The sequence below is a fragment of the Streptomyces ruber genome, from assembly GCF_014648075.1.
In the GTDB taxonomy this organism is placed as follows: Bacteria; Actinomycetota; Actinomycetes; order Streptomycetales; family Streptomycetaceae; genus Streptomyces; species Streptomyces ruber.
This window is the reverse complement of the sequence record NZ_BMQK01000026.1, coordinates 12,563-30,554: the sequence shown is the minus strand read 5'-3', so window position 1 is coordinate 30,554 and position 17,992 is coordinate 12,563. Positions and strand designations below refer to the sequence as shown.

Genomic DNA, 17,992 nt, shown 5'->3' with positions numbered 1-17,992 from the left:
ACAGAATCAGATGGGCGAGACATTTCGCGGGGCGTCTGGCTTTGGGGGTGGGTCTGATCGCGCTGTCGTACGTGTTGAACGTGGCGGGTGCGCCAGATTCATTCTTCTTGGTGCTGCCCATTCCCGTCGGTGTCTTCGTCCTGCTGTTCCTGCTCCTTCGTACCTGGCACGGTCGACGTCTCACCGTGTGCGAAAGGGTGCTGCGCACCTACCCCCTTGAGTACCGCACGCGGGTGGACAAGAAGAGCGAGCAGTGGCTGCTCCTCGGCACGGTTTTCACCGTCAGGGTGTCCACTCGCGGTCAGCACGGTGCACCGTTGATGCGCGCGATTAACGCGTCGACGGTTCGTCGTTGGCCCAAGGGTGCCGAGGACGGTGGTGCCTGGATCGCCGGCGATCTCGCCTTCGGAGGGGTCATGATCGTCCCCGGCACCAACGACATGCTCTTCATGCAGCCGTCGGATTGGCAGAAGTACGCCGATGAGCGTGAGCAGGCCGATCCCGCGCGTATCGCCCGGGCGCAGCAAGCAGGTCTTACCCAGTTGGTGGAGAAGGAACCGAGGGTCACTTACATCAATTAAATGCACATCACGACATGGTGTGTGCGGGTGAAGGCCAGTCGCCGAGACTGCAAAGCGTCGAACAGTCTCGGCGACAGTTAGCGCGATACTGACCTCGACGCCAGATGAAAGAAAGATGTGTCACGAGTCGCAACTTGGATAGCCGGGGCGATCGTTTCGCTCTTCTCCGTGGTCTACCTCATCGACTCCGCGGGGAACAGTGCGCTGTCCGCAGGGCTCTACGGAGATCCGGGACAGTACAGGGTGAGTCATTGTTACGACACGAACCCAGGTCGTAACAATTCTGACTACGAATGTGATGGCGTTTTCACCCCGCACGATGATCAGCGCGACGCAGTACATGTTCATCTGAAGGACGGCAGCAACTATAAGGATGGCGCGACCGTCGAAATGCGTCGAGGACTCGACTCCGATACCTATCGGCCTACGGGGCTATGGCCGGTGCTGGGCGAACTCTGGAAAGTCGGCCTCAGCTTCGGTGTCCTCATGCTCTGTGTATCCAGCGCGGTCGCTCCCAGAGGTGTCACACGGAGAGGGGCCGGCCGGTCGTCGCGAGAGGTGATCGCGGATTATTCGCTGCTGACAGCCATGGTCGGTGTGGGAGTCGTTCTCCTTGATGGTGCGGTCGCCCTGCTGATGTGGCTGATCGACCTGATTCGTTGAACACCCGTACGGCGTCCGCCCGTCAGAAGGAGTAGCTGACCAGGAACGTCACCAAGGCCCCCGCAAGACCCACGCCGATCATCGCAACCACGGCCGGCCGAGTCGCTCCCCGTCCTGATGCCTCCCACGCGGCGCCGTACGAAACGCGGCTCCGGCCGAACGGCGCGTATCCGGTGGCGAGGCAGAAGACGCCGAGGCCTGTGAGGACCCAGCCGCCGAAGAAGGCGGCGAACCAGCGCAGGGCGCGGTCCATGCCGGTGGCGGTGTAGTCGGCGTCCGTGGCGTCGGCCGAGGTCGGCGGGTCCGTCTGCGTGACCGGGAGTTCGGCGCCCTGCTCGTACCGTTGCCTCATCTGGACTGCGGCGCTGGTGTCCCTCCTCCTTCCGTCCTCGGAGACGAAGGTGCCCTCGCAGCGGATGGGACGGCGGTTCTTGCGGCTGCTGCGCGAGGCGTTGTTCGGGTAGCTGACCGTGCATTCCTCCACCGTGAGGGTGCCGCGCGTGCCCGCCCAGCCCGCCGCGTACGTTCCCTCGTACGCGCCGAAGCCGCTCAGGACGAGACCCGCGGCGAGGAAGGCCAGACCTCCCGCGCGTCCGAGGCGGCCGAAGGTGCCTGCGACGAGCTTGGAGAGGAAGCGGTCGATGGTCGAGCCCTTCCCCGTGCTCTTCTCCGGGCCTTGCGCTCCTGCCATGACGGCGCCGTCCTTCCCTCTCCGGCCGGTCGGCCGGTGAGGTCAGCATGGCACTTGTGCTGTCGGGTGAGGAGTGACGGGTAGGTGTACCTCATCGGGACGAGCGTGGGTTCCGGTGGCTTGGGATACTGCGGGTGGCGACACGCGAGGGGAAACGAGGAGTACCGCGATGACGAGGCAGCCCGACAACTCATCGACGCCGCACGGCCCTTCGCCGGACCGGGGCGTGCTGGACGAGGCACTCGAACCGGAGCAGGTACGTTCCCTGAACGCCGCCCTGCGCGGACTCTCCGAGAGCGACGGCGCCGGCAAGGACCTGCAGGACGCGGCGAAGAGGATGCTCACCGGCCGCCTGGCGCTGCGCGATGCCCTGGACGACCCGGCGATGGCACGGGCGCTGGGCGGGGGCATGGCGAACCTGCGCGGGCAGTGGGAGGCGCTGTCGGAGGAGGAGCGGGAACGGATCAGGAGGGGGGAGGCACCGCCGACGAGCGGACCGGCGGGTGCTCCGTCGGTCGCTCCGTCGGGTCCTCCGTCGGGCGACGTTCCCTCTTCCGGCTCCGCCGGGACGAAGCGCTCGGACGGTGAGGCCGCGCAGCCCGGCAACAACAGGAGTCAGGGACGGCACAGTGGCGGGTTCTCGCTCTACTGACTCGGGACGGGCCTGGCGCGGTACGGTTCTGCCGGTACTCGCCCGGCCACTCGGCCACCGGGTCAGGGCCCGCCGCCACCAGGGGTGTCAGGCGCGGCCGCCCCTGTTGCCGACCACGTACGCGAGGCCCCAGGCAGCGGCCGCGGCGACCACCAGGCCGAGCAGGGAGACCAAGGTGCTGTCGGCCGAGCTGCCCCACCAGAGCCTGGCCGGGAGGAAGGGGTCGCCCTCCAGCATGTACCTGACGTACAGGGGCGTCTGGCCGTCGGCGATGACGAGGGGGACGGAGTTGGTGTAGCCGAAGAAGGCGCCGAGTGGGGCGATGACGGCCGCACCGACCCGGGCGCCCTTGCTGCGGCGGCCTACCAGGCCGGCCAGTGCGCCGACGGCGACTCCGTTGAGCAGTGCGTGGCCCGCGTACAGGGCGTGCGCCGCCGTCTCCGACTGGTCCTTGTACGTGGCGAAGTTGAGGCCGCTGTAGAGCAGCGAGACGACCACCGAGACGAACAGCCCGAGGATGATCGCGCCGACCGTACTGCCGCTTGTCGTCGGCTGCGGCTGCGGCTGCGGCTGCGGCTGCGGCTGCGGTAGCTGTTGCGGCTGATGTTGTCCGTGTACGGAGTGAGGTGCGGGATACGGCTGTGCGGCGTTCGTTGCGTGCACCGGGTGCACGGGAGCTTGTGCAGGTACGGGCGGCGGTCCGGCCTGCATCGGGGGCTGGCCGGGGACAGGTGGCGGGCCGAACCCCGGTTGTTGCTGGGGCGTGGCGGGCTGGGCGTACGGGTTGTAAGGAGGTTGTGGCTGCTGCTGCGGTGATGGCTGTGACGGCTGAAACTGCGGCTGGCTCAAGGCTTCCCCCGTGGAGCGTGCGGAGCATGTGGAGCGTGACTAGGCGATGGCAGCAAGTTATCAGTGAGGGTGCCGGAACAGCCCGTCCCGCATCTGCTCGACGATCGGCGGCCACCATGTGTCCGCGTTCCGGTGCCGATGCGTCTACGGCGGCCAACCGCTCCCGCAGCTCCGCGACTTCACGGTCGACCGACCGACAGTGATCGGGTCCGCGCCCCGCATCCGCTGTCGCGCGACGGCGAGCAGGGCCAGGGAGCGGGCGAACGCGGCGGGTCGTCTACGGGGCTGTCGCCCGTGCCGCCGGGTGGATGCGGAGGGCCTTGGCCCCGCGCTCGGTGGCGACGAGGAGGATGCCGTCGGGGGACAGGTCGGCGGCGGTGAAGGGCGCGTCGGAGACGAGCGCGGCGACGACCTCCTCGCTCGCCCGGTCCCAGACGCGCAGATGGTGGCCGCCGCGGCTGAGCACCAGAGGGGCGGCGGCCCGCTCGTCCTCGGACGGGCGCAGGATCTGCCGAGGGTCGATGCCCGTGCCCTCGCCGGTGCCGGTATCCCCGCTGGTACCGGTACCAGTACCGGTACCAGCGGGGATACCGGCACCGGCGTCGGTGACACCGGCTCCGAGGGCATCCGGTCGTACGAGGCCGTGGACGAGCACTGCCGGGCCGCCCTCGTCACCCGGGTCGCCGAGCGGGACCGCTCCAGGAGTGGCCGCGGGGACGACGAGGACGGCGACGGGAGCGGCCGGTCCCTCGGGGCGGGGCAGGCTGCCGACCGTCACCGCGGTGACGCCGGGGACGGGCAGGCTCCACAGGGTCTGCCAGGGAAGGTCGAGGCCGAGCCGCTGGTGGATGGCGTCGGCGTACTCGGGCAGGCCGTCCTCGACGAAGGCGGTCTCCAGCAGGGCGGCGCGGAGCACGGCGGGTGCCTGGGTACGGGTCAGCAGGGGTGCCGTGCGGAGGTACGTACGGGCCGGCGCGCCCAGTGTCTCGGCCGGGACGGCCTCGACGGCGGCGCGCAGCGGTACGGGATCGGCGTGCACGAACAGCCCCGGGTCGGTGAGGAGTTGGGGCAGCAGTCCCGCTTCCAGGGTGTGGCCGGCGATGTGGTCGCGGACGTAGGGGTCGGCCTTGCTCCAGTCCTGGTCCGGCACGGCCTCCAGCAGCGTCATCGCGATCTGGGCCTGGGCGGCGCGGACGTTCGGCAGGCCGGCGCGGATCTCGTCGCCGACGGCCGGATGCAGGAGCCGGAGCAGCGTACGCATGCTGCCCCCGCGCTCCGGGTACTGCCGCCCCGCGTCCGGCCCCGCATCCCCTCCCGTGCCCCTTCCCGTGTCCCCTCTCGTGTGCGTGCCGCCCTGTTCCTTCTCCTGTTCCTTCTCCTCTCCCTCGAACTGCACGAAGGGTCCGGCCAGCAGCATCCCGTCCGCGATGGCCCGGCTCATGTCCCGGCCGGCGACCGCGCTCGCCAACCGTGCCCACAACTGGGCGGGGATGCCGCCGGCCTCGGCGAGGGCGAGCGGTGCCAGCATGAGCCGTAGCGTCTCCGGGTCCGCGCCGAGGCGTCGGGCGTGCAGGTCGAGGGCCCCACCGACAGTGGTGGGCAGCCGGCTTTCGTCGGCCGGGTCGAAACCCTCGGGAGCCATGAGGATGCAGTTGACGGCGAGCTCGACGACCAGCGGACTGGTTGCCGCCCGGCGGCCGATGGCCGCACCCAGGGCGAGGCGCGCCGCGGGATCGACGGTGAACGGCAGCTCGGGCACCTCGGTCCCGGTACCGGGGTTCAGTGCCGCCTGGGCGTGCAGGACGAGCCCCTCGGAGTCGGCCCACTCCGGCTCGTCGAGATCGATGATCTGTACGGTGCCGGGTGGCAGGACGTAGGCCAGCTCGGCGGCCAGCGGACGGGACGACTCGGCCAGGAGCCGGACGTTCTCCACGGCGGCGAGAGGCGTGAGCACCTCTCGCACGAGCCGTTCGGGCTCGCCCGCGGCCCGTACCGGACCGGCCCGGTCGACGTCCGGCACGACGACGGTCACCGGCCGGTCGAGCGCGGCCAGTTCGACGTACACGTCCTCGGTACGGGCGGCGTCGAGCTGGAAGTGATCGGCGAGCAGCCACAGTACTTGGGCCGCGGTCAGCCCTTCGGCGGCCGGCACTGCCGGGGCGGGCAGGTCCGGCGGCACCGTCGACGGATCCATCTCGTCCAGCGGCAGCTGCTTGCGGTACTCCGGTTCGCACAACATCAGGAAACCGGTGATCAGTCGTGACCGCCCGCTTCCGGGGCTGCCGGTGAGCACGACCACGCGCGGCGCGCCGGGGGCGGCTCCGCGCCACGCCGCGAGCGCGCGCAGCGCGGCGGCCCGGCCGCCGATGTGCGGGTGCGGTGCGTAGTCCTCGCTCGAGCCGGTCATGGGTACCCGCCGCCCTCCCCGTCCTCCGTCGTCGCCGTCGTCGTCGCGGACACGTTCGCGTACGACGCCGATCTTAGGCGCCGATCGTGGGGCGGTCCGAGGCCCCGGAACGGGCCACGACGATGCGCCGGCCGCTCCGCGACAGTCGGGTCACTGCCGCGGATCCTGCCCTCGCGCCTCCCGCTGCCGGCGCTGTTGGCGATACAGGTCGACGGCGGCCTCGGTCGGGTAGTTGGGAACGGTGACGGTCTCACCGGTGTCCTTGGCGACCACGATCTTGCTGCCGCCCGGCGGTGCCGGCTGCGGCCGGCCCGCGGCGTCGGTGGTGGGCGGGAAGGTCGCGTACACCAGGTAGCCGAGGTCGAACTCGTGGACGTGCAGGGGGGCCGCGGTCCCGTCGGGCAGTGTGGGCTGGGCGTAGCGGCTGCGGACGATGGCCAGGGCTTCCTCCGGAGTGGTCGGGGGAACCGGGGTGTCCGAGGTCATGCCGTTGGTCTCCTTACTGTTCACTTGCCGCACCGGTGGGAGGTCCCGTTCCGGGTGCATGGCCTGTCAGGTGCCTGGCCAGGTGCCCCGTACTCGTCGCACCGCGGCCGCTGCACAGCTGGTGCTGGTGCACGCGTCAGTGTGGAACATGATCCACTGCCCGAGAGCCCCGACTCCGACACAGCAGCTGCGCTGCGGGAGCCTTGGCACGTGTGCGCCGTCTCCTCGCCGAACCGCTGTTGACCGGGCACGTGCGTCGGCCTGGTGCTCAGGCGTACCGAGGGGCGGTGTGCGGGCGGTCAGGTGGGGAACTCGTTGACCCAGCCGCCGTCGAGCAGGGACTTGGGGAGGTATTCGGACTCGACAGTGAGGGTGAATCCAGCCTCCACCGCGAGGCAGGACACGGCCAGTGGGCCCAGGGCGATGGCGCCCTCCGGGTCCAGGGCGCGGTCCTCGTTGCCGGTCCAGTACTCCTTGTGCCACTCCAGAGCCTTGGCCAGTTCGGCGTTGAACTTCTCCTGGTCGCCGCGGGCCAACTGGGTCAGGAGGTTCATGGGCGGATACATGATCTGCAGGACGCTGTCGCGCGATGCGTGTCGCAGGACCTCGGGATCGGTTCCCTCCACCGCGGCCACCAGCTTGTCGCCGAATTCCGGGCGCTCGAGCCAGTACGCCTGCAGCGCTTCCACCCAGTCGTAGATGTAGGCATCCAGGTCCCCTTCGGCCTCCCGCATCCGTGCGACAGGGAACTGGCACAACCTGGTCATCCGCTTCTTCTCACGGCAGATGCAGGCCAGCCAGAAGGCAGTGAGCCAATTGCCCGCGTGCGCGCGGGGCAGGGCGCCGGCCCGGATGGTGCACATCTTGTGGGCGATGCGGCATTCGATCGTGGTGGTGTCGGCCTGCGCCGATTCGAACAGGGCCGAGCCCACCTGCATGGCGGTGACGCAGGCCTCCCAGGTCTCGACCTTGTCGGCCTGTGGATCGACATCACAGCGCACGTCGAGGATCGAGACCGCCGTGGCCAAGGCATTCGTGAACCACTCGGGGGTTTTCTCCATGAAGCCGATGTACTGCCAGAAATCGCCGTCCAGGAGCTCGAGCTGAAGGTCTGCATGACTGGTCGAGCGTGTGTCATGCCTCGGAATGCTGAGCATTGTCCGCGTCTTTCTCCTCTTGTGTCCTGATGTCGAACTGGTGCATCTCGTAGCCATTGTGCCGCTCGCCGTCCGGGTGGCCCTTGACGAGGACGTACGTGATGCGTCGCTCCTCCAGGGCGGCTCTCAGCTGCCGGGCCAGCCGTGCTTCGTCGAGGGCCGCCTGCTTCTGGGCGGCAGTCGCCTTCGGGTCGGCGAGTACCCGCTGTGCGCGGCTGCCCATCTCGTGCAGGATCGCCTCGAAGTAAGGCCGGGTGCCTTGCTTCACCTTCACTGCACCAGGACGCGGATCGCTCTGTGCGGTCCGGTCGTCGTCGGCGTTGCTGTCGCTCTGGTCCTGGCCGGTGTCCTCCGGTCTGCCGGTCTCGCCCCCATCGCCCGCCGGCGGGACACCGTAGCGTTCACCGAGGCCGGCAGTGGGTGACCCCTTCGCCTCGACAACGACGAACTCGGGCGGATCGGTGTTCGGGTCGACCCAGATCTGGTCGAAGCGATTGTTGCCGGTGCCTCGATCGTCGATCCGGTCGTAATCGCGGAAGTGCCGGGGCATGGCGTGGAATTCGGCGACCTGATCACCGTAATCCTCGCTCGCTCGGGTCATCTTTCCATGCAGAGGGCTGTGCTTCGCGCTTGCTTCCTCGAACTTCTGCTTATTCTCGGGTGTTCTGTTCCTCTCGTACGCCTCCTTGGCCGCCTGGCGGTCCTTGTGGGGCTGCCGGTCCGCGTCGATCGCCTGCTGGCGGGCTTTCGCGGCTCCGTCCAGCCGCTTCAGGTTCCCGTCGGAGATTCCGGTTTTCCGGTCACCCGACCCTGCGCCCTCGGGGATGTACTCCTCCGGTTCGGCATCCGGTGTGTCGCTCGCCAGTTTCCAGGGAGCGTTGGGATCACCCGTCGGGTGCAGCTGGGGAACGGGCCGCCCGTCCTCGGCGGGGGCTGTCCTGCTCCTGCGGTAGCCGCTTCTGGGCCAGTAGTGCTTCTCGAACCACTCCTTGTCCTTCGGATCCCTCGAATTGGCGCGCGCGAGCATCGCCAGATCGCGCTGCCGGCGGCTGTTCGGGTCGGCGTCGGGGGAGTTGCCCGCCGGACCTGCCGGGCCTGCAGGGCCTGCCGGATCTGCAGGGCCTGCCTGACCGGCCGGACCTGCCGGAGCCGTCGGAGCCGTCGGAGCTGCCGGCCGCTCGGTGCTCGGCGGCCGGGAGGTTCGCGCCGCCGGATCCTCCGTGACGATGTTGCCGTACAGCGGCTTCCTCCCGTTGACGGAGTCCCTCACATAAGTGGCCGCATCGGCGTTCCTGCCGTCCGGCAGGCTCTCGCGCGTGAGGACCGCCGAGTTCTTGGTCATATCGCTCGGGCGGTCGCGATGGCCATCGGCCGGTGACCGGGTCGGCTCGGCGGGACGTGTCTGGTCCGGGGCCCCGGTCCGGTCCCTGTCCGACGGCTCGGACCGTAGGTCATCGACGTGTTCAGGGGTCCGGTCGGCTCGTGGCCGGGTGTCCGGGTGTCGGCCGTCCAGGTGCTCACTGGTCCCGTGCGTTGGCCGCGTGGATGCGTCCTGAGCGGGATTCGGCGTACGCGTGGTCGAGGCGCCGGGATCTGCTGTACGGGGATCTGCTGTGCGGAGATCCGCGGTGCGGGAACCCGTGGTGCGCGGGTCGGTCGCTCGGGGATCCGTGGCGTGCTGATGCGTAAGGGACGTACGAGGATCCGTGGGCGTGGTGGCCCGTGAAGATGCGTCCGCGTCGGTCGTGGGACCGATGGGGGTGTCCCTCACCTCCCGGGTGGGAGTCGTGCCCTTGTCCGGCGGGCCACTGTCGCTGCCGTCGCCGTCGCCGTCGCCGTCGCCGTCGTCACCGTCGTCGGGTGCGTCATGGGCGGGTGGTTGCCGGTGCTGCGGCGGGAGGTCCTGCCGGGTCGGGCTCTCCGTCGCCGCGCTCGGCTGTGCGGATCCCTTGTCGGGGGTGCGGCCCCGCTCGTCGGAGTGCGCCGTCTCGTCCGGGTATGACGGCTGGTACGTGGCCTCCGCTGTCCTGGCCGGTGAGGGGCGGTCGTGCTCCGCAGGAGCCGTGGGAGAGGACTGCTGCGGCTGCTGGTCGCCCAGGACGTCGTTCTGCGGGTTCTGATTGTTTTCTGGTTGCGACGAACCGTTCTGGTTCTGCGACTCGTCGTTCGTGCTCTGGGAGCCGTCCGCCTCGGACTGGGACTGTGTGGGGTGGATCGGGTTGCGGTTGGCGTCCAGGGGGATGTGCCAGACGTTCTCCGCGTTGGCGATGTGGAGTGGGGTGTGGCTGACCTGTCCGCTCTGGGTGTCGATCCAGATGATGGAGCCGTTGTGGTTGACGGCGTTGAAGGCGTGGCCGCCGCCTCCGTTGGGCCAGGAGACCTGGACGATGGCCGCCGAGCCGTGGCCGGCCTGCTGGAGGTCCCACGCGATACGGGCCGGGGTGTAGGGGTCGTTGCCGGGGCCGGCGTAGGTGTGGGCGGCGCCCGTCCAGCGGATCTGGTTCTCGTTCGCGTTGCTTTCGGGGGACCAGAAGTCAGGCTTGCCGTTCGCGTCGGTGTCGAGGGTCCGGGGGGCTGACACCTGGGGGTTCCCGTACCAGGTCTCCAGGAAGGAGCGGGAGCAGTCGGCGCAATTGTTGCTGCGGCCGGGAACGGTGTTGCCGCCGTCGTTCTGGAGCTGTGCCCAGTTGCCGGCGAACGGGTCGGGGAAGCGCTGCGGGGTGCCGTCGGGGTTTCTCGGTACCGCGTTGGCCAGGGCCTGCTGGTCGCCGGGGTGCGGTGGGGTCAGGCCTCCCGGGTGGTGGTCCAGGTCGGCGCGGATGTCCTGCAGGCTGTCCTGCTGCGGCTGCTGGGGGGTCGGGACGCCGGCATCGGGCTGGTGCGTACCCGGTGACGGCGGCGTGGCAGGGCTTGCCTGCGACGGCGACGCCGAGGAACTGGTGGCGGGGGTGATCGTGTGGATCGGGACCGCCGTCACCTGCTGTTGCTGTTGCTGTTGCTGCTCCTGCGAGTTGGGCGGCGTGTGCTGCGCCGTGTGGCTGCCCGGTGTCGGGGACGGACTCGTCCGCTCCGGACCGCCAGTGCTGGGCGAGGTCGAGGGCCCCGTCCCTGGCGTCGTCGTACCAGGCGTGCCGGTGGACGACGACGCGGTCCTGTGGGGAGACGGCTGGGCCGGAGTCTGAGCGGGAGCCGGGGCGGGGGCGGTGGTACCCGCATTCCGGCTCGTCGCCGGGTTCGCCGTCTGGTTCTGGTTCGCCGTCTGGTTCTGGTTCGCCGTCTGGTTCTGGTTCGCTGGCTGGGGCTGGGGCTGGGGCTGGGGCTGGGGCTGGGGCTGGGGCTGGGGCTGGGGCTGGTTCGCTGTCTGGTTCGGGCCCGAAGTGGTGTTCGGCCCCGGCGTGGTGTGCGGCCCCGGAGCGGTGTTCGGCCCCGGAGCGGTGGTGCGGGTACCGGTCGCCTCCGGGGTGTTCCGCGGTGTGGTGCCGGTGCCCTGCGTGGTGCCGGTGCCGGGGGTGTCTCGTTGTGCCGTGCGGTCGTCGCCCGGTGTCGTCCCGGGCGTGCGCTGGGTCGGGACGCGGCCGTCCGGCGTCGGGGCCGGCGTGGTCCGGGGCGTCGTCGAGTGCGGGGTACTTTGCGGCGGAGTGCGGTCGCCCGATGCGGTGCCCGGGGCGTTCTGGGCCGGGGCGCGGTTGTCCGCCGTGCCCGGTACCCGGTTGTCCGCCCTGTCCGCCGCCGTGCCGGGTGCTCGGCCGTCCGGCGATGCGGTCGGGGCCGTCCGAGGAGTCGTCGGGGATGCGACGCTCGGTGTGGAGGCGGGGCCGGCTCCCGTGGACGAGGGGGTGCCGGATGTGGCGGCCGAAGGGGTGCGCGCCGTGCCCGCGGAGGAGGCGTTCGGGCTGGTCGGGCCGGCCGCGGTACCGGTGGAGGCAGGGGTGCCGGACGTCGCGGAGGCGGGGGTGCGTGCCGCGCCCGAGTGAGGGGTCGGACCGGTGGGGCCGGTGGCCGAGGTGCCGCTGTTGGGGGTGTGGGCGCCGGCTCGGGTGGTCGCCCCGCCGGTGTGCGAAGAAGCCATGGGCGACGTCGGCATGGCCGAGGCGCCGTCCGTACGGCCGCCGGTGCCGGTGGGAGAGGGGTCGGCCGTCGTAGTGGCCGGGGCGGCGTTGGCCTGGGTGGGGACGCCGGCGGCCAAGCTGTCGATCTGGGTGCCGATCGAGCCGCCGCCCGTCGAGGACGACGTACCGCCGGACGACGTGTGGGTGGGCGCTGACTGCACGGTCGGCGAGGAGAGGCCGGACACGGACGAGCCGCCGCCACCGCTGGACGAGCCGACCGTACCGGCGCCGCCCGACGAACCGTTGCCGCCTGAGAAGCCACCAGGTGAGGGATCGTCGAAGTCCGAGAGAGTGGGCCCGTTCAGTACCGGCGTCGGCCGCGGGGCCGGGGTGTCCGAGGAAGAAGCACCATGACCGGACCCGGACCCGGACCCGGCCCCGGTGCCCGGGTCGGGTCCCGCACCCACCCCGGGTGCGCCGACACCGCTGCCTCCGCCGTCGGCGGAGATCCCGCCACCAATACCCGACCCCGCCCCCGACCCGGTCCCCGTACGCGCCGACGACGAGGAGTCACCGCTGCCGGAGCCACTGGAGCCACCGGAGCCGCCACGCTCACCGGTCCCGCCATCACCGCCGCTACTCCCCGACGTCCCCGACGTCCCGTCGATTCCGCCGGTCCCGTCGACCCGGCTGTCGATCGCATGGTGGAACCGGTTCCCCGCCTTCTGGCCCAGGCTGTCGCGCACCCCCTCGGCCAGCGTCTGCGGGGTCGCCTTGACGGCCTCCCAGCCGCCCTGGGCGCCGGCCTTGGCGGTCTGGCTGAGGTCATAGCCCTGCTGGGCGCCGAAACCGACGTTCACCGACTGCCGTACGAAGTCGGTGACCATCGCCTCGACCGCGGAGACGGCGGGCTCCTTCAGCGCCTCGACGACCGCGTCCATCAGCGCCTGCTTGAGCTCGTCCAGCAGGCGACGCACGATCAGCCGCGTGGCCTGGGTGGCACCGAGCGCGGCCACCTCGGACAGGCCGAGGGTGAAGGGCGCGGCGACCTGGGCCGCGGCGATCTCGATGGCCAGCGCGATCAGCTGCGCGATCACCGCCCACTTGGCGAACTCGACCAGGTAGGCGCACATGTCCAGCACGTTGGCGATGGTGTGCGCGGCCTGGGCGGCGTTCGTGAGGTAGCCGTCGGAGCCGTTGCCACCGTCGAACTTGGCGTACGTCTCGGTGAACTTGTCGATCGACTCGCCGGCGTTGTGGGCGGTCACCTGCCGGGCGCTGGTGTTCGCCGAGGTGTGCAGCTCGACGACGTCGTCGCCGAACGTCCGCCAGATCGTGGCGGACTCCCTGAGCTTGTCCTCGTCCGCCGTCGGCCAGTTGTAGCCGAGCATCTGGAGAACCCACTCGAGCTCGTCCGGCAGCATCATCGACATAGCAGTACAGCACCCCCGTACAGAACGACCCGGCCGCACACCTGACTCAACCGGCCTCGTCAGCACGGGAGATCACACAGACGCACAACCGTCGGCACAGCTTACGGACTCACCCCGAGCGACTTCAGGCAGTTCCTGTCACAGACCTGTGGCTGTCACAGACCTGTGGCTGTCACAGACCTGTTGCAGCCCGGGGTCGTTGAGCCCCGGCTCACCACTCCTGCCGGGGCCGCAACGACACCTGCACCCCCGCCGGCACCTCGACCTGGCCGTCGTACTCGGAGGTCAGAGCCGTCCAGGCGGCGTCCTCGTCGCCCTCGTTCCGCTCGTGGCGCACGCCCATCTCGGTGAAGGCCAGGCCCATGCCCGCGAGGCGTTCCGCCAGGCTGCCCATCGACTCGTACATGCCGTCCCGCAGACCGGTGTAGACGGTGCCGAACTTCTCGCCGATGTCGTCGTCGCCCCACGGCGGTGTGGCGCCGTTGCCGCCCTCCAGCGCGCTCAGACCCGTCTGCAGGGCCTGTACCGCCTTGCTGAAGTCCTGGCCCACCGTGAACATGTTGTAGCCCTCGGTCTTGAGGACCTCCGGATCGGCGCGCAGACCGTCGCTCGTCACAACTGCCCCCCGTGTTTCGGCTTTCCGTCGCGACCACGCCACCCTAACGGGCGCCTCGGACACAAGCCCAGCCTCACAACTCGTTCCACACGACGCTCACACAACACGACGCTCACACAACGAACACAGCACATGGCGCAGCGCACGATGCGGAGGGCGGCACCCGTACGGGTACCGCCCTCCGCCACACCTCGTACAACCGGTCAGAACCGGGGCGGCAGCCACCCCGTCTGGATCAGCTGTCCGCCGCGCCGCCGCGTGTGGAAGTACCCGCGCCCGGCCGGCAGCTGCGACGCCGTGATGTTCCCCAGCAGCGCGCCCTCCGCGCGGTCGCCGGAGAGCACGATGCCCTGGGCGCCGAGCTCGCGCATGCGCTGCATCACCGGCTCGTACAGCGCCCGGCTGGCACCGCCCGAGGCGCGCGCGATGATGACGCGCAGGCCGATGTCGCGGGCGAAGGGAAGGTACTCGAGGAGCGGGGCCAGCGGGTTCACGCCCGTCGCCACCAGGTCGTAGTCGTCGACGATGACGAACGCGTCCGGACTGCTGTACCAGCTGCGGTTGCGCAGCTGCTCGGGCGTGACGTCCGGGCCCGGCATACGGCGGCTCATCGAACCGGCCAGGCCCTCCAGTGTCTCCTGCAGCGCGGGTGCCGACGCGCAGTACCGCGACAGGTGCGACTCGGGGACGCCCTCCAGGTGGGCGCGCCGGTAGTCGCCCATGACGATCTTCGCCTGGTCCGGCGTGTAGCGCTCGGTGATCTGCTTGATGAGCAGTCGCAGCACCGCCGACTTACCGGACTCGCTCTCACCGAACACGATGAAGTGCGGGTCGGTCTCGAAGTCGACGAAGACCGGCGAGAGGGTCGACTCGTCGATGCCGAAGGCGACTCCGCGGTCCGGGTGCTCGAAGCCCTTGGGCAGCCGGTCGGACGGCAGGAGGGTGGGCAGCAGCCGCACCGCCGGGGCGCGGTTGCCCTGCCAGTTGTCGTTGATACCGCGGATGAGGATCGACGTCGCCTCCGCCAGGTCCTCCGTCTCCGAGGATCCGTCGACCCGCGGCAGCGCGGTCATGAAGTGCAGCTTCTCCTGCGTCAGGCCGCGGCCCGGCACGGTGGCGGGGACGTTCTGCGCGACCCTGCGGTCGATCTCCGACTCGGTCGGGTCGCCGAGCCGCAGCTCGATGCGGTTCTGCAGCATGTCCTTGAGCGCGGGCCGGACCTCGGTGTAGCGGCTGGCGGTGATGATCAGGTGCACACCGAAGCCGAGGCCGCGCGTCGCGATGTCGGTGACGGTCGCCTCGAGCAGCTCGTAGTCCGTCTTGAAGGTGGCCCAGCCGTCGATGACGAGGAAGACGTCGCCCCAGGGCTGGTCGGGCAGCTGTCCCGCGGCCCTGCGCTGCCGGTACGTCGCGATCGAGTCGACGTTGTTCGCCCGGAAGTACTCCTCGCGCGCGTTGAGTATGCCCTCGACCTCACTGACGGTCCGGCGCACCTTCTCGGCGTCGAGACGGTTGGCGACCCCGCCGACGTGCGCCAGCTCCTCCATCGAGAGGAGACCGCCGCCACCGAAGTCCAGGCAGTAGAACTGCACCTCGGCGGGTGTGTGGGTGAGGCCGAACGACGAGATGAGCGAGCGCAGCAGGGTCGACTTGCCGGACTGCGGGCCACCGACGAACAGACCGTGGCCCGCACCGCCCGAGAAGTCGCGGTACAGCACGTCGCGCCGCTGCTCGAACGGCTTGTCGACCATGCCGACCGGCACGGTGAGCCGGCCGAGCGCCGTGTACTCGGGGGCGGTCAGGCCGCGGTCCGGGGTGACGGCGAGCTGGGGGAGGAGCTGCTCCAGCGAGGGCGCCTCCTCCAGCGGGGGCAGCCACACCTGGTGGGCGGGCGGCCCCTGGTTGACCATCTTGGCCACGATGACGTCGAGGACGGTGTCGGCGAGCGCGTCGTCCACCCGGTCGTCGGCCTCCGGCTCCTCGATCACCGGCTGCGGGGGCAGCGCCACGTGCTCCGCCGTGAACAGCGCGGGCCGCAGCTGGGTCGAGCGGCTCACCCGGGACGGGCCCTCGCCGTGGTACGGCCCCGACACGTACGCGGCCTTGAAGCGGACCATGGTGTCGGTGTCGTACCGCAGGTAGCCGGAGCCGGGGATCGACGGCAGGTGGTAGGCGTCCGGGACACCGATCGCCGTGCGGGACTCGGCGGCGGAGAAGGTGCGCAGACCGATCCGGTACGAGAGGTAGGTGTCGAGGCCGCGCAGCTTGCCCTCCTCCAGGCGCTGCGACGCCAGCAGCAGGTGCACACCCAGCGAACGGCCGATGCGGCCGATCTGGATGAACATGTCGATGAAGTCCGGCTTGGCGGTGAGCAGCTCGGAGAACTCGTCGAGCACGATCACCAGCGAGGCCATCGGCTCCAGGGCCGCGCCCGCCGCCCGGGCCTTCTCGTAGTCGTGCAGGTTGGCGTAGTTGCCCGCGGTGCGCAGCAGCTCCTGCCGGCGCTGCATCTCACCCGTGATCGCGTCCCGCATGCGGTCGACGAGCGTGAGGTCGTCCGCGAGGTTGGTGATGACGGCCGCGGTGTGCGGCATGTCCGCCATACCGGCGAACGTCGCACCGCCCTTGAAGTCCGCGAGGATGAAGTTCAGCGTCTCCGAGGAGTGCGTCACCGCGAGTCCGAGCACCAGCGTGCGCAGCAGCTCGGACTTGCCGGAACCGGTCGCGCCGACGCACAGGCCGTGCGGGCCCATGCCCTCCTGCGAGGCCTCCTTGAGGTCCAGCATGACCGGCTCGCCGTTCTCGCCGACACCGATCGGCACCCGCAGCCGCTCGTGCAGCGTGCGCGGCCGCCAGGTGCGGGAGACGTCGACGGAACCCGCGTCGCCGATGCCCATGAGGTCGGTGAAGTCCAGGTTGGACAGCAGGGGCTCGCCCTCCTCGGCGGAGCCCACCCGGAAGGGGGCGAGCTGCCGCGCCAGGGACTCGGCCTGCGCCGCGTTCAGCACGTCGGGCCTGCCGCTGTACGCCGACTCGTGGCCGACGAACAGCCGCATCCGGTCCGGCTTGGCGTAGACGGTCAGGCCGGCGCGCAGCTCCTCCTCCAGTTCGCCGGGCGCGATCTCCAGGAAGGTGACGCCCTGGAGCCCTTCGGCGCTGGCGAGCTCGGAGTCCGGCGGCACGGTGCCGCCGTCGAGCACCACGATCAAATGCGGCTGGTCGTAGACGGGGTTCGCGTCGCGGCTCCAGCGCGGCCTGTCGGCCAGCTGGTCCGCCAGCGCCTCCTCCAGCTCCCCGAGGTCGTCGAAGAGGAGCCGGGCCGAACCCGCTCCGTCCTTGGCCTTCGGGTGCTGGCTGTGCGGCAGCCACTTGATCCAGTCCCAGTCCGCCGCCGCGGAGGGGTGGGCGACCACGGCGATCAGCAGGTCCTCGGGCGAGTGCAGGGTCGCCAGCTGGGCCAGGGCCGCACGGGCGTTGCCGTAGACCGTGTCGGTGTCCCCGCAGACCGTCAGGTGGTAGAAGGCGCGCAGCGACACGGCGAGGGGCAGGTCGGACAGACTGCCGTGCGCGTCGAGGAAGGCCTTCATGGCCGCGGCGGTCAGCGGCTCCAGCTCGTCCTTGGGCGCCGTCTCCGGGGCGACGAGCGGCGTGTTCAGCTGCTGGACGCCGCGGCCGACCCGTACGGAGGCGAAGTCCGCGTCCGTCGGCCGCCGCTCCCACAGGCGCTTGCTGTCGGCGGCCACCGCCCACAGCTGGTCCGGTTCGGGGTGCTGGAAGAGCTGGCTGCGCCGCTGCAGTTCGGCGGTCTTGTGCACGTCCTTGCGGACCTGCTCGAGATAGCGGAAGTAGTCGCGCCGTTCCTGGGCCATCCCCGCGCCGCCGCGCTGCCGCGACTTGGCGAACTGGGCGATGGCCATGGCCAGCGTCGAGGCCAGCATCAGCCCGCCGACCACCCGCATGTAGGAGGGGAGGTTGGGCATGAAGAAGAAACCGACGGAACCCAGCATGCCCATCATGGGCAGCAGGGTCATGAGCATGCTCTCGTCGCCCTCACGAGGGATCTCGGGCGGTGTCTCGAGCTTGACCTCGCCGTCCGGAACCACCGGGGGCGCTATCCGCGGCGGCCGTTTGATGATGACGACGCTCACCGATGCACTCATCCTTCGCGCTTGATACGTCTGCTACGTCTGCTACGTCTGGTAATGACGCCCCCGTATATCGCGACGTGCTCCGTTCGCGTAGGCGTCGACCGCGTGAGCGTCGATCCTACTGATGCGCCGGATGCCCGAGAGAGGCAGGAGGATGGAGATGCCGGGAGGTTGGGGGGAGAAATGAGGGAGGCAGGCCCTGTGCCCGGCGGGGCAGCGGATATGGTGGCGCTCCGCGTCGTACGTACGGCGTGAGAGGC

General features: G+C 70.3%; 11 protein-coding genes. 3 read left to right on the top strand and 8 right to left on the bottom strand.

All coding sequences use genetic code 11. From position 1 onward, the window contains the following. Window positions 1-47: 47 nt before the first annotated feature. A complete protein-coding gene (locus tag IEZ04_RS32365) occupies window positions 48-581 on the top strand; it encodes a hypothetical protein (protein ID WP_189220559.1) in 534 nt (177 codons plus the stop codon). A gap of 168 nt (window positions 582-749) precedes the next feature. Continuing rightward, window positions 750-1,244 (top strand): hypothetical protein, encoded by a 495-nt coding sequence (locus IEZ04_RS32360; protein ID WP_189220558.1) that lies wholly within the window; start codon window positions 750-752, stop codon window positions 1,242-1,244. A 22-nt stretch (window positions 1,245-1,266) separates the two neighbouring features. Here the strand turns inward: IEZ04_RS32360 and IEZ04_RS32355 are convergent, their stop codons facing one another. Further along, on the bottom strand, window positions 1,267-1,935 hold the full coding sequence (locus IEZ04_RS32355; RefSeq protein ID WP_189220557.1) for a hypothetical protein: 669 nt from the start codon (window positions 1,933-1,935) through the stop codon (window positions 1,267-1,269). A 169-nt stretch (window positions 1,936-2,104) separates the two neighbouring features. On the opposite strand from IEZ04_RS32355, the gene IEZ04_RS32350 reads away from it, so the two are divergent. Next, window positions 2,105-2,587 carry a hypothetical protein gene (locus IEZ04_RS32350; RefSeq protein ID WP_189220556.1) on the top strand — a complete coding sequence of 161 codons (483 nt, stop codon included), beginning with the start codon at window positions 2,105-2,107 and terminating at the stop codon, window positions 2,585-2,587. Between the two features lie 87 nt (window positions 2,588-2,674). Here the strand turns inward: IEZ04_RS32350 and IEZ04_RS32345 are convergent, their stop codons facing one another. The 7 genes from IEZ04_RS32345 to eccCa all read right to left on the bottom strand — a co-directional run bounded on the left by IEZ04_RS32345 (window position 2,675) and on the right by eccCa (window position 17,732). Next, window positions 2,675-3,250 carry an OmpA family protein gene (locus tag IEZ04_RS32345; RefSeq protein WP_229821423.1) on the bottom strand — a complete coding sequence of 192 codons (576 nt, stop codon included), beginning with the start codon at window positions 3,248-3,250 and terminating at the stop codon, window positions 2,675-2,677. Between the two features lie 463 nt (window positions 3,251-3,713). Next, a complete protein-coding gene (locus IEZ04_RS32340; protein WP_189220554.1) occupies window positions 3,714-5,843 on the bottom strand; it encodes an amino acid adenylation domain-containing protein in 2,130 nt (709 codons plus the stop codon). 150 nt (window positions 5,844-5,993) lie between these two features. Beyond that, window positions 5,994-6,329, bottom strand: a complete 336-nt coding sequence (locus tag IEZ04_RS32335) for an SUKH-4 family immunity protein (protein WP_189220553.1) — start codon at window positions 6,327-6,329, stop codon at window positions 5,994-5,996. Window positions 6,330-6,628: 299 nt separating this feature from the next. Beyond that, window positions 6,629-7,486, bottom strand: coding sequence for an immunity 49 family protein (locus IEZ04_RS32330; protein WP_189220552.1), 858 nt, complete (start codon window positions 7,484-7,486; stop codon window positions 6,629-6,631). Further along, entirely contained in the window at window positions 7,464-12,968 is a 5,505-nt protein-coding gene (locus IEZ04_RS35720; RefSeq protein WP_189220551.1) for a toxin glutamine deamidase domain-containing protein, read from the bottom strand. Before IEZ04_RS35720 ends, IEZ04_RS32330 begins: the two co-directional genes overlap by 23 nt. Window positions 12,969-13,179: 211 nt before the next feature. After that, entirely contained in the window at window positions 13,180-13,584 is a 405-nt protein-coding gene (locus IEZ04_RS32320; protein ID WP_189220550.1) for a hypothetical protein, read from the bottom strand. Window positions 13,585-13,787: 203 nt separating this feature from the next. After that, window positions 13,788-17,732, bottom strand: a complete 3,945-nt coding sequence (eccCa, locus tag IEZ04_RS32315) for a type VII secretion protein EccCa (RefSeq protein WP_189220549.1) — start codon at window positions 17,730-17,732, stop codon at window positions 13,788-13,790. Window positions 17,733-17,992 lie beyond the last annotated feature (260 nt).